The following is a 17,345-nucleotide window of genomic DNA, read 5'->3' as shown; positions in this document are numbered from 1 at the left end:
TAAGACAGATGATTTTCATGATAGAGAAGTCAAAACCGATCATGACTATTGCGGCTATTAGTACAGTGTTGGTAACGAGTCTAATTAGTTCGGCTTCAGCACAGAATTACCCAGAAAATTGGCGCGATAGTAATAATGACGGTATTTTTGACCAGTCCTACGATCCGTCTTTGTCCCCAGAACATTGGCGCGATAGTAATAATGACGGTATTTTTGACCAGTCCTACGATCCGTCTTTGTCCCCAGAACATTGGCGCGATAGTAATAATGACGGTATTTTTGATCAGTCCTACGATCCGTCTTTGTCCCCAGAACATTGGCGCGATAGTAATAATGACGGTATTTTTGACCAGTCTTACGATCCGTCTTTGTTTTAAGACAGCCCCAATAAAAACTCTAACAAAGAGTCTGGTCAATTCTTTTCATTAAATACTTCCAGCCTAATTCAATCAAAATTCCGACCCAATCACCTTGTTTAGTGAAGGGTTTTAGCCTCAGCAACAGACTGATTATTTCAACTTAAGGAGAAACAAATGCGGTTTGGATTATTTTATTATATTATCACAGCCACCATTATCATTACTTCTGTTATACCTGCCTATGCTGAACCCTACAGGTCTTGGATTAACCATGATGCTTTAGCTAATGATCCACGCACCTATTGCAACGATATTGTAGCTGCTAATCGGCAAAATGATATTGTTTCTACTCAGAGTAATAGCAGTCTATCCCATGAGTTTAATCAGGAATACTCTCAAGAATCTAACAGCTTCTATAACCGCGCTGCTGGAGGTGGAGGTGGTGTCAGTATTTTTGGAATTCGAGGGAATGCTCAGGGTAAAAAAGAAACAAATCGTCGCAATAGTCAAGCTACAAATCAAGTCCAAAGTGGTCGGAATCATCAACAATATGGACAGGGTTATCATCACGATCGCTCAAGTGTTACCAACGTAGTAGCTGGATTAAACTGTGAAGCATTCGTTAAAGGTGCTGCTTATATAGAAGCAACAGAAATCAATGCTGATGTTCAACATCATGCGATTGATGCTAAAGAGAGTATGAATCGTTTAGGAATAGAACGTCAACTACAGAATGATTATTTCTACATGTTGATGAATCCATAGTCTCGAAACGCCCCTAGCCTAAACCGAAAACTTCTAACTATGTTAGGGGCAAGATATTTTTCTGAGACCGTTATTGAACAGATTTCCAAGTATTTTCGTTTTTTTGGAAAGTGTCATGAACTACAAATTAATCTTAGGTACAGCTCTAGTTATTTCGATTTTAGGTAATTGTACAAATGCCTTAGCCGAGGAAGATCATAAAATCGAGGGTAGTGATCAGAATCAATCAACTCCCGATAAAATCGAGAGTAGTGATCAGAATCAATCAACTTCCAAGCCTGCTGTTGTTATTCCCAAAAACTCGGCTGTTGTGGTGGCTTTTCCTAATCATGTTGATTTTCTAATTAAGGAAAACCAAAGTTTATTACTGAATCTAGTGTTAGCCCAGCCAATCAAAGATAATTCTGGCAAAATCGCTATTCCAGCTAATTCGATAGTGCCCGCTAAGTTAGTCCCCTCAGCTAGCGGAGCTAAGATATTAGTTGAATCAATTGTTGTAGAAGGTAAATTGTTACCATTGCGAGCGGAGAGTCCAGTAATTCCCGGAAGTGAAATCACCGTCACTAATAGTGATCAGCAAGCCAATAAACGTACTCGGACTTCTGGAATACAAGGGATGGCAATCGGTTGTTTAGTAGACAGCGTATTTAATATCTTTGGTCAAGATTGCAGTAGTGATTCTCAACGTATTGGTGGTACAGCTGGTATTTTACTATCAACATTCGTTCCTCAAGACAATCCCGAAGTTGTGAGAGTTGTCCAAATTCCTCAGGGAAGTGTTTTTGTTTTATCTATGGAACAAGAGTAGCTTTACAGCAGTTTTCATTTGAGTAAACCAAAAAATCGGGAGTCGGGAGTCGGGAGTCGGAAACTTCTACAGAAGCTTGATGCTATACTTCCTTATCTTCAAGCTTTAGCTTTTAGCACAACTATATTAAAAAAGAGAGGCTTACTGGATTAGAGCCTCTCTTTTTGATTACCAGTATGTAGTTTTAAGTAATACCACTGACTAAATATTGCCATTAGTATTGGTTATCCAAGCCATCACATTGGTAGATACGGTTAATGAATTATAAAAGTCTTAACTTTATTATGAAAATCAAGCAACAAGCTAAGGTAGTTGCTGAATAAATTATTTATAGATAATTTGTTTTGTTTGGCACAATAAACGACGAAATTGTAGCAAAAATAAAGGCTTAGACATTCGGGTTATCTAGAAGTCATTGACTGAATAGAACCCTTTGAAGTTACACAATTCAATTCTCTCAGGAGTAAAAACCATGGGAAATTACATCGGTAACAATGCTAACAATTACTTTCAAGCGCACAAGGAAGGTTGGTGGATATTCAAGAAATGGAAGTCTTGGACAATGACGGGTAATGGGGGCGATGATACCCTGATTGGCGGTCCAAAGAACGACACTTTGTATGGTAATAGCGGCAACGATAAGCTTTACGGTGAGGGTGGTAACGACTATCTAGATGGCTGGACTGGCAATGACTATGTTTATGGTGGCTCAGGTAACGACACCCTTTTTGGTTACTCTGGACACGATAATTTATATGGTAATAGCGGCAACGATAACCTCTACGGTGAGAGTGGTAACGACTATCTGGATGGCTGGACTGGCAATGACAATATGTATGGTGGCTCAGGTAATGACACCCTTCTAGGTTACTCTGGAAACGATTACTTAAGTGGCAGTTCCGGCCATGACAGCCTCAAGGGTGAATCTGGCCATGATACATTACTTGGAGGAACGGGAACCGATACATTAGTCGGGGGTTCCGGTAATGACATCCTCAATGGTTATGGTGGCACTATCGGAGAATACGATATCCTAAGCGGAGACTACAGTTCATCCCAGCCTGGTGTTCAAAGTTCTTATGATGGAGCAGATACATTTGTTTTGGGGAATGCCTTTGGGGCATTCTATCTAGGCTCGGGCTATGCCACAATTACCGACTTCTACTGGTCTGAGGGAGATAAGTTCCAGGTTTATGGTAGTTCCAGTGACTACTCACTGAGCTTCCAAAACTGGTCTGGCAGCAGTGCAAAGGATACCTTGATTTACTATAAGAACGATCTTATCGGTGTGGTAGAAGACACCACTAATGTTGTGACCTCTGCGGACTTTAACTTCGTTTAAAACTCTTTCCAAAAACACCCTCAGCCTCTGGGGGTTGGGGGAAACATTTGGATAGATATAGCGCTACGCCCAAGGCAAGAGCCATGCATGCAAAAGTTGACTAAAACAGCTTTTGTTGCTTGTATCAATGTCCTCTGAATACGTAGTGCTATTAATGCGGGATGATTTTAATAGTTTTGTGGCATGGGCATCTTGGTGGAACAGGCATCTTGCCTGTTTCATTCCCAGGCATCTTGGTGGAACAGGCATCTTGCCTGTTTCCGGCCTCGGGCATCTTGGTGGAACAGGCATCTTGCCTGTTCCATTCCCAGGTAGGCAGGCATCTTGCCTGTTTCCTTCCCAGGCAACCAGGATGCCCACCCCACTCTTATTCATCCGAAGATTCAGCAATGCTAACAAAGCTGAAACTATGTATCATACACTGAAATCGATTATTGTAATTTCAGGCTCTAGCATTACTACCATCGTGAGCCTAACTATGGGAGCAGTGGCTCAGTCTACTCCACCCCCAGGAGTTAACCTTCCCACCGAAACCCCTGAAAGAATTCAGGAAACCATTCCCACCCCATCCGATTTACCTCCTCCTGTTCCTGAAGAATCTCCAGCATCACCACCGGATCCAAGTCTGGAAATTCCTTCCTCTCCCCAACTCCCTGAAGTTACAACTCCATCCACTGTGTCATTCTTTGTCACAGAAGTGGAGGTGTTGGGAAATACGGTTTTGCAAGAAGAAATTGCAGATAAAACAAACCAATATGAGAACCGTGAAGTAAGGTTTGAGGAGTTGCTTCAACTGCGTTCTGCCATTACTGAGCTCTACATTAAAAATGGTTACATCACCTCTGGCGCATTTTTGCCGGTCCAAGACTTTAGGAAAGGTGTTGTGAAAATCCAGGTGGTTGAGGGTGACTTAGAACGGATTGAACTGGAGGGATTAAACCGTCTGCGGGAAGGATATGTGCGCAGTCGCCTTGAAGTGGCCACTAAACCACCATTAAATCGAAGCCGCTTAGAAGAAGCCCTGAAACTGCTGCAACTTGACCCTTTGCTCAATCAAGTGGATGCGGAGTTAACTGCAGGAAGTGGCTCTGGTAGCAATATTTTACAAGTCAAACTCAAAGAAGCCTCTGCCTTTCACGCTGGTATTTCTACCGCCAACAACCAATCTCCTAGCATTGGTTCACTACAAACCAGGCTGTTTGTTGCCCATGATAATCTTTTGGGTTTTGGCGATCGCTTCACCACTCAATACAGCTTTACCGAAGGGCTAGACCTCTACGATATCAACTATTCTATCCCCCTCAATCCCTACAATGGCACCCTTAGTGTACGCTACAACAACAGCGACAGCGGCATTATCGAAGATGAATTCGAGGAGTTTGATATCGAAAGCGAAACTCGCACCTTTTCTGTCAGTTTTCGCCAACCCATATTCCGCTCCCCAGAACGTGAATTTGCTCTGAGTTTAGCCCTAGACTTGCGTCGCAGTCAAACCTTCTTACTCGGGGAACCTTTTTCTTTCTCAGTTGGTCCAGAAGACGGCGAATCCAAGGTAACAGTACTCCGATTTTCTCAAGATTGGATAGACCGTAGTAGCCCTAGTCGCATATTAGCTGCTCGCTCTCAGTTTAGTTTTGGGTTGGGTGCCTTTGATGCAACTATCAACAACACTGGGACTGACGGGCGATTCTTCAGCTGGTTGGGACAATTCCAATTGGTACAACAGTTGTCACCGAGAGCGACGCTGATCACACAAATTAATGCTCAGTTAACCCCAGATTCTTTGCTCTCCCTAGAACGCTTCAGTATCGGTGGCGTGGATACAATCAAAGGCTATCGACAAAACCAACTGGTTGCTGATAACGGTATCCTGGGTTCGGTACAACTCCGCATCCCTCTCACCTCAGACCCTAGCAAACTACAACTAGCCCCTTTTTTTGAAATCGGTACAGCTTGGAATAATCTAGATCCTGACCCTGACCCCGCCACCATTGCTAGCCTGGGAGTAGGTTTGCGATCGCAAATTATCTCTGGTTTAGATTTGCGCCTAGACTATGGTATCCCCTTGATTAAGGTCAACAACCGAGGAAATTCACTACAAGAGAATGGTTTCCACTTTTCATTGGGCTATCAGCTGTAGGTTCGCAGCTGAGTTTTGAGCAAAAGTCTATGCGATCGCATTTCACTGAAATTCCTCCATACTAATGTGCTAAACAACCCATAACACCCTTTTAAAATTCGGGTTACAGCAATTGCCTCAACCAAAATCTACCCATGTTTATTAGGGGTTTATTTTTGCGATTGCGTAGGGTGGCCGTAGGCCAATCGCATTCCTATAATCATCTATATGTAATCTTCTCAAGACCAAGATCAGATAAGTATCAGAGCAATTGTACCCATTAATGGAAGTCAAAAGGTGAATCTCCCTGGATACGCTTGGCCAACTAGGGGGATGAGCTGAGATTAGTAGTGTTAGACTCTTAGTGTCGATAACCACACTTACCGGGATTACCCTGAGGGAAGCCTGGGAGCTTCATTGTTTTAGGGAGTAGAGAGCTGAGGCCGTAGGCCACGCGGGGCGCGTTCGGAGTAGGGAGTAGGCAGTGACTGTGTGACTGGTGACAGCTAAAGGGCAATATTTCGCATATATTGCCTTTTAGCTGATGTAATGTTACAGTGTTTATAGAAACTTGCTGTCAAGGAGCGTGCTATGCCGTCTGTGAAGAATCAGCCCCCCAAACGCATCAACGCTACATTGCCGGAACCACTAGCCCAATTTGTCGCCGAGATGACAGGAGAAAACGGGCTATACGAAACCCCCAGTGAATTTGTTCGGGATCTCATTCGCAAACATATGGAAAAAACTGCTGCGGCTGAACGATACGCCATAAACAGCTTATTGCGGCAGTCTCTCCATGAGAATAGTTATACCCCTCTGACAGAGGATGATGCCGACACCATTCGCCATAGCCTCAGTTAAATAGCACGATGACATTCTCCATGCAAAAAAGTGCCCTGTTTATGCGACAGTGGCGGGACTATGCACAGAATTACAAAAACCGTGCTGGAGTAGATGTGGCCGAACGATTCATCGCCGCCGTAGAGCAAGCCTTGGATTTCATCAAAAACAATCCCTATGCCTGCGCTCTCTACGATGCCGGTGAAGGATACGAGGATCTGCAAGTCTATCAATTCAGAAAATGGCGCTTGCAAGGTTTTCCCCATGCGGTGCTGTTTCGCTTAGAAGATAACGCAACCATCCTGGTGGAAGTCCTGTATGCCCATAAAATGCATATACCATCGCGTCTTATGAGTGATATGGAAGGGATTTAGCTTCCTCCGCTCTTATGCCCCACAACGAACATGCGCAGCATGAGTGTTTAAAGTTACCGTAAGGATAGTGGAGCCTTAATCAATAAGTTTTAACCCTTTTACCCATAGCCTGCCAACCATAAAGGCTCCACTAACAATCAGGATTCATCTCCAGAGATGAATCGCGGACAGGAACTCTGATAAACAGCCTGAAAAACGTTATACTAAAAATAGTAGGGAAGACAAATTAAGAGCTAACCGCCACCTACGTGCTTAAAAATAGAACTTATTGTATTGTTCCGGCGCGGAGGGGCATCCCGTGTCGTTAATAAAGCTTACCGAGTATCCGAACTGTTGGGTGGAGTTGGTAAGAAGCCCACACTGTAATCTACTGGCTTTGCCAGACGCTACGCGAACGATGAGCGTGTGGGAGTATGTCACTTAGGTAAGGTGATGTTTTCTTAAACATCAATGGGGAGAGGGGAAACACGGGGAGGCGGAAAAGCAACAAAAGTTGTTATTGTACAAATGTTGTTATTATGCTAAGATGTTGTTGTTGTTGCACAACATAGGGATTTCCCATGCCTAGGCTTTCTATTGAGATCACCCCAGAACAGCATCAGAAGCTCAAAGCGATCGCAGCCCTGAGCGGCAAAACTATTAAGGAATATGTGCTTGAACGCTGTCTGCCTGATGTGCCCATCAACCCAGAACTAAGCTCCGAAGAAGCCCTGGCTCAACTGTCTGCCTTTCTCAAGCCGAGAATAGAAGCGGCTGAACGGGGTGAATTCTCCCCTAGCACTTTTGCAGATATTAAGCAGAAAGCACGTAATAACATCCAGTCCTGAATGAAGATGCCCTGATTAGACGTTTTGCAAAAGTGGTCTGAATCCCACAGATTTCCTGGGCTAAAAATGGCTTTTGCAACAGGTCTATTGGCAATGAATGCTCTCACTAAATAACGTCAGTTCGGGTTAATATAGCGTTTCTCAGAGTAATGAGGTACACAGGATTTTTTTCCTGTTGCCTGTTGGCTGTTGGCTGTTACCTAAAATCAAAAATGTACCTGACCCAATTGAGAACTGCTATAAAATAGGCTTATCAGCTCTGGTAAAGGTTTTTCCTATGGTTCAGCAGCTCCATCCCACTACCGATGACATCTTCTATCCCGAAAGTGATGGCAAACCCTTGGCGGACAATACCCTTCAATTTGAACTAATTACCACCATTAAGTATGGCCTGGAAGCCCTATTCAAGGATGACCCCAATGTGTTTGTTGCCGGGGATTTGTTGTGGTATCCAGAACAAGGACAACCCAAAATCAACCAAGCCCCCGATGTGATGGTGGTCTTGGGTAGACCGAAAGGGCATCGGCGTTCCTACAAAACCTGGGTTGAAGATAACATTAATCCCCAGGTGGTCTTTGAAATTGCCTCATTAACTAATACCATCAAGGAATTAGAGGACGATAAACTCAAGTTTTACCGGACCCATGGAGTAGAAGAGTACTATCTCTATGATCCAAATAGAGCAAAACTAAAAGGCTGGTTGCGTTCAGCAGAAAAGTTAGAACCAATCCCCCAGATGCTTGGTTGGGTTAGTCCCCGTTTAGGAATTAGGTTTGAGTTAGTAGGCTCGGACTTGGTGCTGTATTATCCCAATGGTGAGCGTTTTGCTACGTATTTGGAAATTATTGAGCTCAAAGATCTCGCTCAACAACAGGCAGAACAAGAACGTCAACGAGCAGAGCAAGCAGAGGAAGCTTTAGAGCAAGCAGAGGAAGCTTTGGAGCTTGAAAGGCTGGAAAAACAACAGGCATCACAACGAGCAGAACAGGCAGAAGCTTCGTTGCAAGCATTGTTGGAGCAGTTAAAAGCAAAGGGCATAGATCCAGAACAGTTCGAGCTATGAACTCCACCATACCGACACGTTGTCAACTGTGGAAGGTGATTAAGGCGGTGAATGAGGTTATGAATGACTTAAGGGTGGCGCAACACTTTCCTCCTCAGGATGAGGGATTAGCTTATCTAGCAAAGGGAACAGGGAATAGGGAACAGGGAGTAGGGAGTAGGGAGTAGCGATGCAGCGCGGTCTTGGGGGTTTCCCCCACTCGCTATTGCATCAAGACGGGAGTAGGGAATATGGCATCAAAAATTATCACAATTCCTACACGGATCCCTATCTGCCAAAATTGATAAAATTAAGACAGATTAAATCAGGATAATTGATATGACTGAAACAATAGAACGAGTCAGTTGGAGAATCGATGATTTAGAACTATTGCCTCACTCTGAAGGGACAATATACGAAATAATTGAAGGAGAATTATTTATGACTCGAACGCCTCACCGACGACATCAACAAATTTGTGGCAGAATTTTTAGTTATTTGAATAATTGGTCAGAATCAACAGGTAATGGTGAAACTATTATTACTCCCGGAATCATCTTCTCAGATGCCGATAATGTGATTCCTGATGTAGTGTGGGTAAGCCAAGAAAGATTAGCTCAAATAGAAGATGAAGCCGGACATCTGACCGCAGCACCTGAATTAGTGGTGGAAGTAATTTCTCTTGGTAGAGAAAATGAAAAACGCGACCGCGAAGTTAAAGTCAAGTTATATTCAATTCAAGGGGTAAAAGAATATTGGATTGTCGATCGTTTTCGTAAGCAAGTAGAGGTATATCGCCGAGACAAGGGAAAATTAACTCTAGTTGCTACCTTATTTGAGCAGGATGAGTTTACTTCTCCTTTATTACCAAATTTTGTTGTACTAATCAATCGCTTCTTCCCGGTTAAGTAAAACAGCACGGAGAACTGAATAATATCACCAAAATTATAGGTTTTCATACTCGGTATCTTCAGGATTATACCAAATTTTAGCAAAGACCGATTCAGAAAGTTAAGTCACAAAGGTTTTAGCTAATGCTGGCATGAAAAACTGTTACTTCGACATCATCAGGTAAATTTTTGCCTTCCAGGACATCATGGGTCAAACTTCTGAGGTGTTGGGTTGCCTTCAAAGAAAATTGTTCATCAGCATAGAGAACAGCCATCGCTCAAGCCTCATCATTATCCTGGATTGCTTGGTCAATTTCTTCGGGGTGAGCATTAGCATAAACCCAAGCATTGGCAACATCGCTGGCACTTAGGGTAGGGTAATTTTGCAGAAGATCAACTTCACTGCTGCCAAGATTACGAGCTTGAACGAGAACCCAAACAGGAATACGAGTGTTGGCAATCCGGGCATCTCCCCCGCAAACACCAGGTGTTTTTTCAATGCCTGTCCAGATGTTGCTAGCTTCCTGAAGTAGCTGAATCGCTTGAGCTTTTTCAGTTAAACTAAGGGCTAAAAGTTGGGATTTAATCTCGCGCAGGGTCATGGTGGACGAAGTTGTACTGACTTGTTTTGTAAAAATTCGATTTGGGCGATCGATCAACAGATTAAGAAGGCTATCTGGCTCGTATTTGAGTTTTTATCAATACCCAACAGTATCTACCACGCTGAAAAATTTACGGAATAAAAATTCGACCGACTCCCAGGTAGTTTTCCAGATCAAGCACAATTTCAATCAATCGGGTAGCGCATTTTTGCCGATAACTACTCTCGTCAAGTCGATCTGGGTTACCAATTGTCAGAATTGGCAACGAAGTTGGTGTATTGTCCTCACGAATTGTTTGCTCTAGAGAGTCTTCTCCCTTCATATTTCGGTTAGCGGTAATCAGGATCATTTGGTTGCTCTGAGCAAAGTGCCAAACGGCGCGATCGCTACTATCCATTGGCAAGTCAGCGTCCTGAAATGTTTTGAAGCGAATAGGTAACAGTTCAAGCCATCCTTCAGCCGAGAGTGTTCCCCAAAATAGAACAGCATCGCCAGTTAAATTGTAGTCAATCAGAAAGTTCATGCCTATGCCTGGGCTTCAATTCGCGCTTTCCATGCTTGAAGTTTTGCACGGAGGGCTTCCTGACCTGGCTTCGGAGGCATTGCTGCGATCTTGGTAAATCGTTCTCGATTTCGCTCTTCCCAATATTGCCGAATTTCCTTTGCTGTTTGTAGACATTCTTGGTATTCCGCTTCAAACTCAACATGATGAGTTTCAATGTAGGCTAGCGCTGAACGAATCTGATCATGATTAAGACCGAGTTTTTCAGAGATCAACTGTTGTGGATACTGAGCCTTCAGGTAATCCATCACGTCGTAAAGAGTGATGCGTGTACCTGCGATTGTCAATCCCCGCTCTGTCCGAATGATTGCTGGTTCTTCAGTAGGTGCTGACACCATATTAAACCTCCTATCCCTGCTGGATAGCGATCTATTCCCTTGATACCCAAAGTCCATTATATCCAAAGCCCGATCGCTCACATATACCCTTTAACCACGAAATAAGATGCGTGATGGTTCGCTCACTCATTCAGTTGATCGGCGATCGTACCAGGCACAACTCGATCGTACTCTGAAGTAAGTCCCGAATTTACGATCGAGGCCGATAAATACCTTTGATTGAGGCAGCAATTTGAGTAGACCTGCTGGTAATATTGAGTATCTGCTTTGGCTGGGAATGGAAACCCACCAACAGCCTCCTGATTGAGCAGCAATTCAACAAATTACAGAAGAAGCGTTCGCGTAGCGTGACCTACGGTCAATCGCTTTTAGCGGAAGCTGAGGCCGTAGGCCACGCTTTGCGTTCGCGTAGCGTCGGCTTTGCCGAAACGCTTCATCGCAAAGCTCAAACCAATGTCGAAGCGTGCTTTACTTTTAATACAACATTCCCCTTAAAACAACCGGTTTAAAATGAATCCTTACACAATCTTAAATCAGACCCAGTGCCAGCGGGTAAGTGATGGAGTCATCCTGCCACTTCTGAGCGGTTGTGAGTCAGCCACCCGCCAGCTGGTACTTGTCTGGCCCCAACTTGGAGATTTCGACAGTCTCGAATACGCTTGGTGGCTGCAACGGGAAGCAAAAAGGTTACAGGGCGAGGGTATAGTAATACGAGCTGTTGGTATTGGCAATCGCGATTCTGGTAAGCGATTCTGTAACTATACGGGGTTTCCTGGGGATTGGTTGTTTGTCCCTGCCAATGCACAGCTGCACCACCAGCTTAATCTTTATCCAGGACTATCGCTCAAGCTACCAGGGCTCTCAATAACCCTAAATGCCTACTTGAATCTGCTGCTGATGTGTGCGGGTATTGGTAGTCCTGGCACTCTAGCTGAAGTATTTCGAGGCTATTGGGGCGATAGTCAGGCTCCGCAGTTGCTCGATGATGAGGAGGTTGTGCGAGGTATACCACTTCCCCCTATCAAGGGCTCATTCTTCAGGCTGGCTGGTGGCAAAGGTTTTCAAAGACCCTTTGAATTGGCAACCCTGCGGCTGCGGAATATGACAGAGGTTTTAAGCCACTGGAATACTTATGTGCCCAATGGGGCTTATCTGACCCAGCGAGGGGGAACTTTCTTATTCGATTCACAGGGGAAATTACTCTACCAATACCGGGATTGCGGGCTCCTTGGCTTTGCTCAGAATATGAGTCGTCCACTGTCGTTTTTATTAGATTAGTTCTACCCAAGCGATAGTAACAATGTCTTGATAGATCTTGTGTAATCGAACGCACAATAAAAGAGCGATTGGCCGTAGGCCACGCTACGCGAACGCACTTATTTTAGTTGATCAAATTCCTTCTCACTAATTCCTAACTGCTTGAGTATTTCTCGAAATAACCAACCTCCAATCTCAGCATTACCATGAACAGGAATAGTGGTTGAACGTCCATCCGGATGCTTCCAACGGGCATGACTTCCTTTTTGACGAACTTTCAGCAAAGCCTAATTGTTTAGCAACTTATTCTCACGGTTTTAGCTTTAGCTGGCATGAGAAAAAGTTACCTCGACATCATCAGGTAAATTTTTGCCTTCTTCGAGGTATTCTTCTTGAATCATCTCAAAAACAGGATTTAATTCACAGAGGGCTGCTTCAGGAGTTTCTCCCCAGGCATGACATCCTTTAATGGCTGGAATATAGGCGACAAAAGTTCCATGGTCATCGGGACGTAAAATAATTTTATAGTCCTTTAAGGATTTCATTGTTCTTTTTCCCTAGATATTATTTTTGGCTGTCTATTCTATCGTTGAAAGACCCAACAAAGAGTAATCGCTGCAGATGTTAGATTACGAGCTAGTTGGCATCAGCCTAGTTTAACACCCACGGGTTTGCTTTCATGAATCGACTGGCAGGTTATACTGGGGACGCTGCTATTGGGCAAACTCAGCGATAGACCGAAATCGACGTAAGAGACGTTTCATCTTTGTTCCTCCTAGGGTTGATTAGTTCAATTGCTTAACGGGTTATATTTAATTACTAGAATGCAGGTGTTAACCGAGGAGAGGGAACAGCGATGCAGCACCTTAATAAGGGAGTTTCACGACTGCCGACTGCCGACTCCCGACTCCCGACTCCCGACTCCCTACTCCCTACTCCCTACTCCACCCGATTCCACATCCGTTGAATTTCCCCAATCACTTCAGAATTTGGTGGTGCTAAAGTTTTTAAATTAGGGTCAGTTTTTGCACCGGGAATACGTTTTGTCCAAGGACTGCCGGAGACAGATTGCAAATCAATACCCCCAATCACAGGACGAAAACCGTATTGCACAAAGGTTTTTTGTTGTTCTGGAGCAGTTAGGAATTGGAGGAATTTCCGTGCTGCTTTTACCTGTTGCGAGTTCACATCTCTGCGCACAATGGCTGCGGTGGAAACCGTTTCAATGGTGGGATTAAAATAATAAATCTGATCGGGCTTGCTTTGAGTCTGGGCTGCTTGTTCCCAACGGTAGAGGGCAATGCTTTCATATACAGTAGCAACATCTGCCTCATTGGGGCCACGAGCAATAAACTCTTGCAATAGAGTGTCCGTTGAGCGTGGCGGTTGATAGACAGACCGCTTTACTAAACCGAACAGAGATTGAATTTCCGAGCTATTAAAATTAGTTGGGGATAAGGTTGCGCCCCCAGAATTACTCTGTGTCCAAAGACTTAAGGTCAGTTGTCCGCTATTGGAACGATTAGGATCGGTAGTCACAAAGTCAAAACTACCCCAGTTAGGATTGCCGCCAATCTCCTGCCAATTGCGCTTTTTCATGGCATTTTCTAGTTTTAACCATTGAAAACGACCATCGGGAAACAGAACTTCTCCCCGTTCTGGCCAAGCAATACCTACTAATAGGGTTTTGGCAATGGGTTGGGGGTTATCATAAAAAGGTGGAGTAGTGTTTTGGGCTTGCCAGCGATCGCTCAATTCATTCAACAAAACCCCATTGGCTGGAATTAAAATTGTGGGTTTAAAATCCTTCTTTTCATCGAGATAGCGATTGACTAATTCCTGGGAGCCTTGGAATTTAAATTCGATGTTAATATTAGAATAGGTTTCTTCAAAACGTTGTTCCAGAACAGCGAGGGGTTCTTGCAATTCTGTTCCACTTACCACATAAAGGGTTTGGTTTAATCCTGGTAAAGGAGCGTAGGCAATGCCTAGGGAAACAGCGATAATCCCCAGGGATGTAATTGTTTTAGTTGTTTTATTATCCATGAATTCTGATCAAGTTAAGATAGGAAAAGAGCCATATTGTCTTGAAAACCTGCCAATTCGGTACTGAGGGAGCGCAATTCTTCCACGGTTTGGGCATCTTCTAAATTGCTTGTCCGCAGGCGATTCTGCAACTGTTGTAAAACTCCCGCAGTATCAGTAATCAAAGTAGCTAGAGCAATCACCTGGGCTTGTCTAGCATCTTCCCCTTGTCGAGCCAGGGTAATGTTGTGCTGCAAGCTGGTCGCTAATTGCTGTAATTGTTGCCTAGCGACTCCAGAACTCTTAGTTTTTTTCGCTTCTACCTCCTGCAACTGCTGCTTTAACTCGGTTACTGAAAGCAGGGAGTCGGTACCATGGAGACGTTGGGAGAATTGGTCAATTTTGGCTGGTAATTCTAACGCGCGATTGACCGAAGGTCACGCTACGCGATCGCATGCGAATTGAATAGTAGAAAGTAGCTCCATTTCGGTGGTAGCAAGGGCAAGTTTTTCCGATTCTGAGCGCAGGCTTTCTGCTTTCTGAGCAATCAGTTGAGCCTGTTGTCGTACCTGTTGTAATTCCCTTTCCAAGGCAGGGTTTTGTAGGGTCGGGGGTCGTTGACTTTCCTTTTGCTTAAGAACAGTGGCACCAGCCACCGTGACCACTCCTGCTAGGGGTATAGCAATGGGGCTAGGAAGTCGAGCAACTCGTACTGCGATCGCATGGACTACACCTCCTGCTAAGACCGCTAGGGGATAATGAAGAGGATTTGCAAACGTTAACATGGGTTGCCTCATGGGTAATCAGCGACTGATAATTTACTGAAACTGTATAGCGTTAACTATTCTAATGAGGTACATGTAATTTTTTTTCCTGCTCCCTGCTCCCTGCTCCCTGCTCCCTAAAACCAAGTAATTTGTACTTCATCCAATTGATAACTGCTATAATTGACTTAAAACTCAACTTGTAAATCTGCGATCAACTTAGAAATCGTTTCGGGATTGCCCTGACGATAATAGCCCCCATTTAGTTCAGCAATTGTTTGCAATACTTTAGGACTAAATTCTCCTTGTTTGCCGTAACCGACGGTGAAAAAAGCAATACTTTCATCCGCTTCAAAGTTACTGCTTTGTAATTGTTTTGAGAGGTTATCGAGAGTAATTTCCGAGCCAGAATCATCACCATCGGTCAAAATCAACACCGCATTAATCGCGTTTGTTTTAAAATTTTGTTTTAACCAGTTCCGAGCAAAAAGAGCACTATCATATAATCGAGTTCCTCCCCCAGCTTTCAGACTACCAATAAATTTTATCCCCTCAGCTTTTCCTTGGGGTGTGCCTTCCACCATAAAGGGCTGCTTAATCTCATTACTGAAAGGAATAATCGCTATCTTTTCCCTTGAACCGATATTCTGCACGTAGTTCAGTAACGTATTCTGCACAGCCGAGAGTTTCTCACCTCTCATAGAACCGGAAACATCTACGACTAAAGCAACTTGGGAAGGTTTTTTGGCGTAGCTTTGCCAACTTTGCAACATCGCTTCTACCACTTCCGGTTTAGGAGGACGGTAGGAATCGTATTGAGGATTGGCTTGTACCCCAAATTCAGAGGAAAACTTACTGCCAAGGGGCCCCCCTGGAATCCCTGGACGTAAGCCCAAGTCTACCGCAATTTTTTGGGTTTCTGGTTGCCGTAGGAATTCAATAACTTTTTCCCCTGCTGCTTTTTCTTTGTCACTCACCCATGGGGCATTGGGGAGGATGGCGCGAATGTTGGAACTAAAGGTAGCAGAAGGATAAACCGCTTGATAGTTAACCGTATTATTACCTTGACTGTTGGCAGAAATCACTAAGGATTCGTAGACAGAGCCCACAGAAGCCCAAAAGGGACCGTTGTTCACCATCGATTTCGCTAAAGACCCCGTAGATTTGCCGTAACGGGTGATTTTGTTTTGGATTTTCTGAACCCGATCTTGGTATTTTTTTACATCAGCTATGGTGAGTTCTTCAGGACGCTTACCGGAAACCGAAGCAAATTGAGCCACTAGGGTTTGCAAGCCAGAATTGGAACGGGTTGGGGCGGTGTGAACGTAGGTTATTGGTAAAGCAGCCGCCTTGGGGTCTAGATCCTGGTGATTTTTCGCCTCTACCAAGGAAACATAGAGATCGTCCACTGCTGCTAAACTTCCGGCTAAATCAGCTTGGGTCATAAAAACCATCGGACTGTAAGCAAGCAGAGGTGATTCAGTTAAATCTGGGATATAGTTCTGTCCTGGAAAAATTTTATTAATCTGGAAGATCAGCTGACTCTGGTAAATTTCTCCATCGACAGAAATTAAAGTAGGAAATTGGGAGTCTTCAGGAGCGATCGCACCAGATTGCAATTGTTTAGTAAGATTAAGAACTTCCTCCACCACATCCCCACTTCCTTTAGTATCGCAGGTTAGATAAAAGGGAGTACCATCCTCTAGTTTAGGCTGGGAGTTATTGAGTTTGGTGGCAGCGCGATTGACCGTTCGCGCAGCGTCGGGCAAAGCCCGAAAGGTCACGCTACGCGATCGCAAAAATCTTTTAAGTCACTCCCTGCCAGAAAGCGAATTTCTAAACCTCGGTTAACTGTTTGGTTGATTGTTGGACTAGTCTGACAAGCACCAAGGAGCAAGAGAACAGAAGAGAAAGGTACCAAAGAGAGTTTCCAAGAGATTGAAGTAAAAATCTTGGGGAGATTGCTATAATTAAACATCACACATCCCTTAGTTGTTGAATCTAAGATCAAGCACCAATTAAATTATAACACGTTTGCTTCACCAAAAATCTGTTAAAATGGTAGTTTGTTTATGGGGTGTGATAAGATAGAATAGGCTTCCAGTATTTGGTGAAAATTTATCCTATGATTCAGCAAATTACTCCCACCACCGATGACATCTTCTATCCCGAAAGTGACGGCAAACCAATGGCCGACAATACCCTTCAATTTGAACTAATTACCACCATTAAGTATGGCCTGGAAGTCCACTTCAAAGATTACCCCAATGTATTCGTTGCCGGGGATTTGTTGTGGTATCCAGTACAAGGAGAACCCAAAATCAACCAAGCCCCCGATGTGATGGTAGTTATCGGTAGACCGAAAGGGCATCGACGTTCTTACAAGACCTGGGTTGAAGATAACCTTAATCCCCAAGTCACCTTTGAAATA

The 17,345-nt window shown here is 44.0% G+C and carries 24 protein-coding genes and 1 pseudogene; 14 read left to right on the top strand and 11 right to left on the bottom strand.

From position 1 onward, the window contains the following. Positions 1-41: 41 nt before the first annotated feature. The 11 genes from F6K53_RS19135 to F6K53_RS19085 all read left to right on the top strand — a co-directional run bounded on the left by F6K53_RS19135 (position 42) and on the right by F6K53_RS19085 (position 9,388). Positions 42-377: a hypothetical protein gene (locus F6K53_RS19135; RefSeq protein WP_293081721.1), complete on the top strand. Its 336-nt coding sequence runs from the start codon at positions 42-44 to the stop codon at positions 375-377. A 156-nt stretch (positions 378-533) separates the two neighbouring features. Then, positions 534-1,124, top strand: a complete 591-nt coding sequence (locus F6K53_RS19130) for a hypothetical protein (RefSeq protein WP_293081718.1) — start codon at positions 534-536, stop codon at positions 1,122-1,124. A 115-nt stretch (positions 1,125-1,239) separates the two neighbouring features. Continuing rightward, positions 1,240-1,932: a hypothetical protein gene (locus tag F6K53_RS19125; protein WP_293081716.1), complete on the top strand. Its 693-nt coding sequence runs from the start codon at positions 1,240-1,242 to the stop codon at positions 1,930-1,932. 472 nt (positions 1,933-2,404) lie between these two features. After that, positions 2,405-3,274, top strand: coding sequence for a calcium-binding protein (locus tag F6K53_RS19120; protein WP_293081713.1), 870 nt, complete (start codon positions 2,405-2,407; stop codon positions 3,272-3,274). Between the two features lie 127 nt (positions 3,275-3,401). Beyond that, positions 3,402-5,414 carry a ShlB/FhaC/HecB family hemolysin secretion/activation protein gene (locus tag F6K53_RS19115; RefSeq protein WP_293081711.1) on the top strand — a complete coding sequence of 671 codons (2,013 nt, stop codon included), beginning with the start codon at positions 3,402-3,404 and terminating at the stop codon, positions 5,412-5,414. Positions 5,415-5,984: 570 nt separating this feature from the next. After that, a complete protein-coding gene (locus tag F6K53_RS19110) occupies positions 5,985-6,254 on the top strand; it encodes a ribbon-helix-helix domain-containing protein (protein ID WP_293066616.1) in 270 nt (89 codons plus the stop codon). Between the two features lie 8 nt (positions 6,255-6,262). Continuing rightward, complete coding sequence (locus F6K53_RS19105) at positions 6,263-6,607, top strand: type II toxin-antitoxin system RelE/ParE family toxin (protein WP_070391078.1); 345 nt, start codon at positions 6,263-6,265, stop codon at positions 6,605-6,607. A 560-nt stretch (positions 6,608-7,167) separates the two neighbouring features. Next, positions 7,168-7,434 carry a DUF1778 domain-containing protein gene (locus F6K53_RS19100; RefSeq protein ID WP_287313252.1) on the top strand — a complete coding sequence of 89 codons (267 nt, stop codon included), beginning with the start codon at positions 7,168-7,170 and terminating at the stop codon, positions 7,432-7,434. 277 nt (positions 7,435-7,711) lie between these two features. Continuing rightward, entirely contained in the window at positions 7,712-8,497 is a 786-nt protein-coding gene (locus F6K53_RS19095; RefSeq protein WP_293022743.1) for a Uma2 family endonuclease, read from the top strand. Continuing rightward, positions 8,494-8,664, top strand: coding sequence for a hypothetical protein (locus F6K53_RS19090; RefSeq protein ID WP_293066605.1), 171 nt, complete (start codon positions 8,494-8,496; stop codon positions 8,662-8,664). The genes F6K53_RS19095 and F6K53_RS19090 overlap by 4 nt, the downstream gene beginning before the upstream one ends. A 151-nt stretch (positions 8,665-8,815) precedes the next feature. Then, a complete protein-coding gene (locus F6K53_RS19085; protein WP_293066602.1) occupies positions 8,816-9,388 on the top strand; it encodes a Uma2 family endonuclease in 573 nt (190 codons plus the stop codon). 115 nt (positions 9,389-9,503) lie between these two features. Here the strand turns inward: F6K53_RS19085 and F6K53_RS19080 are convergent, their stop codons facing one another. The 4 genes from F6K53_RS19080 to F6K53_RS19065 form a co-directional block, all read right to left on the bottom strand. Continuing rightward, positions 9,504-9,641 carry a hypothetical protein gene (locus tag F6K53_RS19080; protein ID WP_293066599.1) on the bottom strand — a complete coding sequence of 46 codons (138 nt, stop codon included), beginning with the start codon at positions 9,639-9,641 and terminating at the stop codon, positions 9,504-9,506. Between the two features lie 3 nt (positions 9,642-9,644). Beyond that, positions 9,645-9,968 (bottom strand): DUF433 domain-containing protein, encoded by a 324-nt coding sequence (locus tag F6K53_RS19075; RefSeq protein WP_293022734.1) that lies wholly within the window; start codon positions 9,966-9,968, stop codon positions 9,645-9,647. 130 nt (positions 9,969-10,098) lie between these two features. Next, positions 10,099-10,491: a DUF5615 family PIN-like protein gene (locus tag F6K53_RS19070; protein WP_293066597.1), complete on the bottom strand. Its 393-nt coding sequence runs from the start codon at positions 10,489-10,491 to the stop codon at positions 10,099-10,101. A 2-nt stretch (positions 10,492-10,493) separates the two neighbouring features. Then, positions 10,494-10,868: a DUF433 domain-containing protein gene (locus F6K53_RS19065; protein WP_293066594.1), complete on the bottom strand. Its 375-nt coding sequence runs from the start codon at positions 10,866-10,868 to the stop codon at positions 10,494-10,496. 254 nt (positions 10,869-11,122) lie between these two features. Here F6K53_RS19065 and F6K53_RS19060 point away from each other — a divergent pair, with 254 nt between their 5' ends. After that, positions 11,123-11,377, top strand: coding sequence for a hypothetical protein (locus F6K53_RS19060; RefSeq protein ID WP_293066591.1), 255 nt, complete (start codon positions 11,123-11,125; stop codon positions 11,375-11,377). Between the two features lies 1 nt (position 11,378). Further along, entirely contained in the window at positions 11,379-12,146 is a 768-nt protein-coding gene (locus tag F6K53_RS19055) for a peroxiredoxin-like family protein (protein ID WP_293066588.1), read from the top strand. 98 nt (positions 12,147-12,244) lie between these two features. On the opposite strand, the gene F6K53_RS19050 is transcribed toward F6K53_RS19055, so the two are convergent. The 7 genes from F6K53_RS19050 to F6K53_RS19020 form a co-directional block, all read right to left on the bottom strand. Then, entirely contained in the window at positions 12,245-12,409 is a 165-nt protein-coding gene (locus tag F6K53_RS19050; RefSeq protein WP_293066585.1) for a type II toxin-antitoxin system HicA family toxin, read from the bottom strand. A 39-nt stretch (positions 12,410-12,448) separates the two neighbouring features. Further along, positions 12,449-12,670: a type II toxin-antitoxin system HicB family antitoxin gene (locus tag F6K53_RS19045; protein ID WP_293066582.1), complete on the bottom strand. Its 222-nt coding sequence runs from the start codon at positions 12,668-12,670 to the stop codon at positions 12,449-12,451. A gap of 394 nt (positions 12,671-13,064) precedes the next feature. After that, positions 13,065-14,171 (bottom strand): substrate-binding domain-containing protein, encoded by a 1,107-nt coding sequence (locus F6K53_RS19040; RefSeq protein WP_293022724.1) that lies wholly within the window; start codon positions 14,169-14,171, stop codon positions 13,065-13,067. A gap of 14 nt (positions 14,172-14,185) precedes the next feature. After that, positions 14,186-14,482, bottom strand: coding sequence for a hypothetical protein (locus tag F6K53_RS19035; RefSeq protein WP_293022721.1), 297 nt, complete (start codon positions 14,480-14,482; stop codon positions 14,186-14,188). A gap of 105 nt (positions 14,483-14,587) precedes the next feature. Continuing rightward, a complete protein-coding gene (locus F6K53_RS19030) occupies positions 14,588-14,935 on the bottom strand; it encodes a hypothetical protein (RefSeq protein WP_293022718.1) in 348 nt (115 codons plus the stop codon). A 167-nt stretch (positions 14,936-15,102) separates the two neighbouring features. Then, complete coding sequence (locus F6K53_RS19025) at positions 15,103-16,713, bottom strand: VWA domain-containing protein (protein ID WP_293066577.1); 1,611 nt, start codon at positions 16,711-16,713, stop codon at positions 15,103-15,105. Beyond that, a complete protein-coding gene (locus F6K53_RS19020) occupies positions 16,695-16,892 on the bottom strand; it encodes a hypothetical protein (RefSeq protein WP_293022715.1) in 198 nt (65 codons plus the stop codon). The genes F6K53_RS19025 and F6K53_RS19020 overlap by 19 nt, the downstream gene beginning before the upstream one ends. A 147-nt stretch (positions 16,893-17,039) precedes the next feature. Here F6K53_RS19020 and F6K53_RS19015 point away from each other — a divergent pair. Further along, positions 17,040-17,345: pseudogene (locus F6K53_RS19015) on the top strand (Uma2 family endonuclease); the annotation flags it as partial.

The organism is Moorena sp. SIO4A1, from assembly GCF_010672065.1.
In the GTDB taxonomy this organism is placed as follows: Bacteria; Cyanobacteriota; Cyanobacteriia; order Cyanobacteriales; family Coleofasciculaceae; genus Moorena.
Note: the sequence above shows the minus strand (reverse complement) of the source record. Positions and strands in the feature narration are given on the sequence as shown.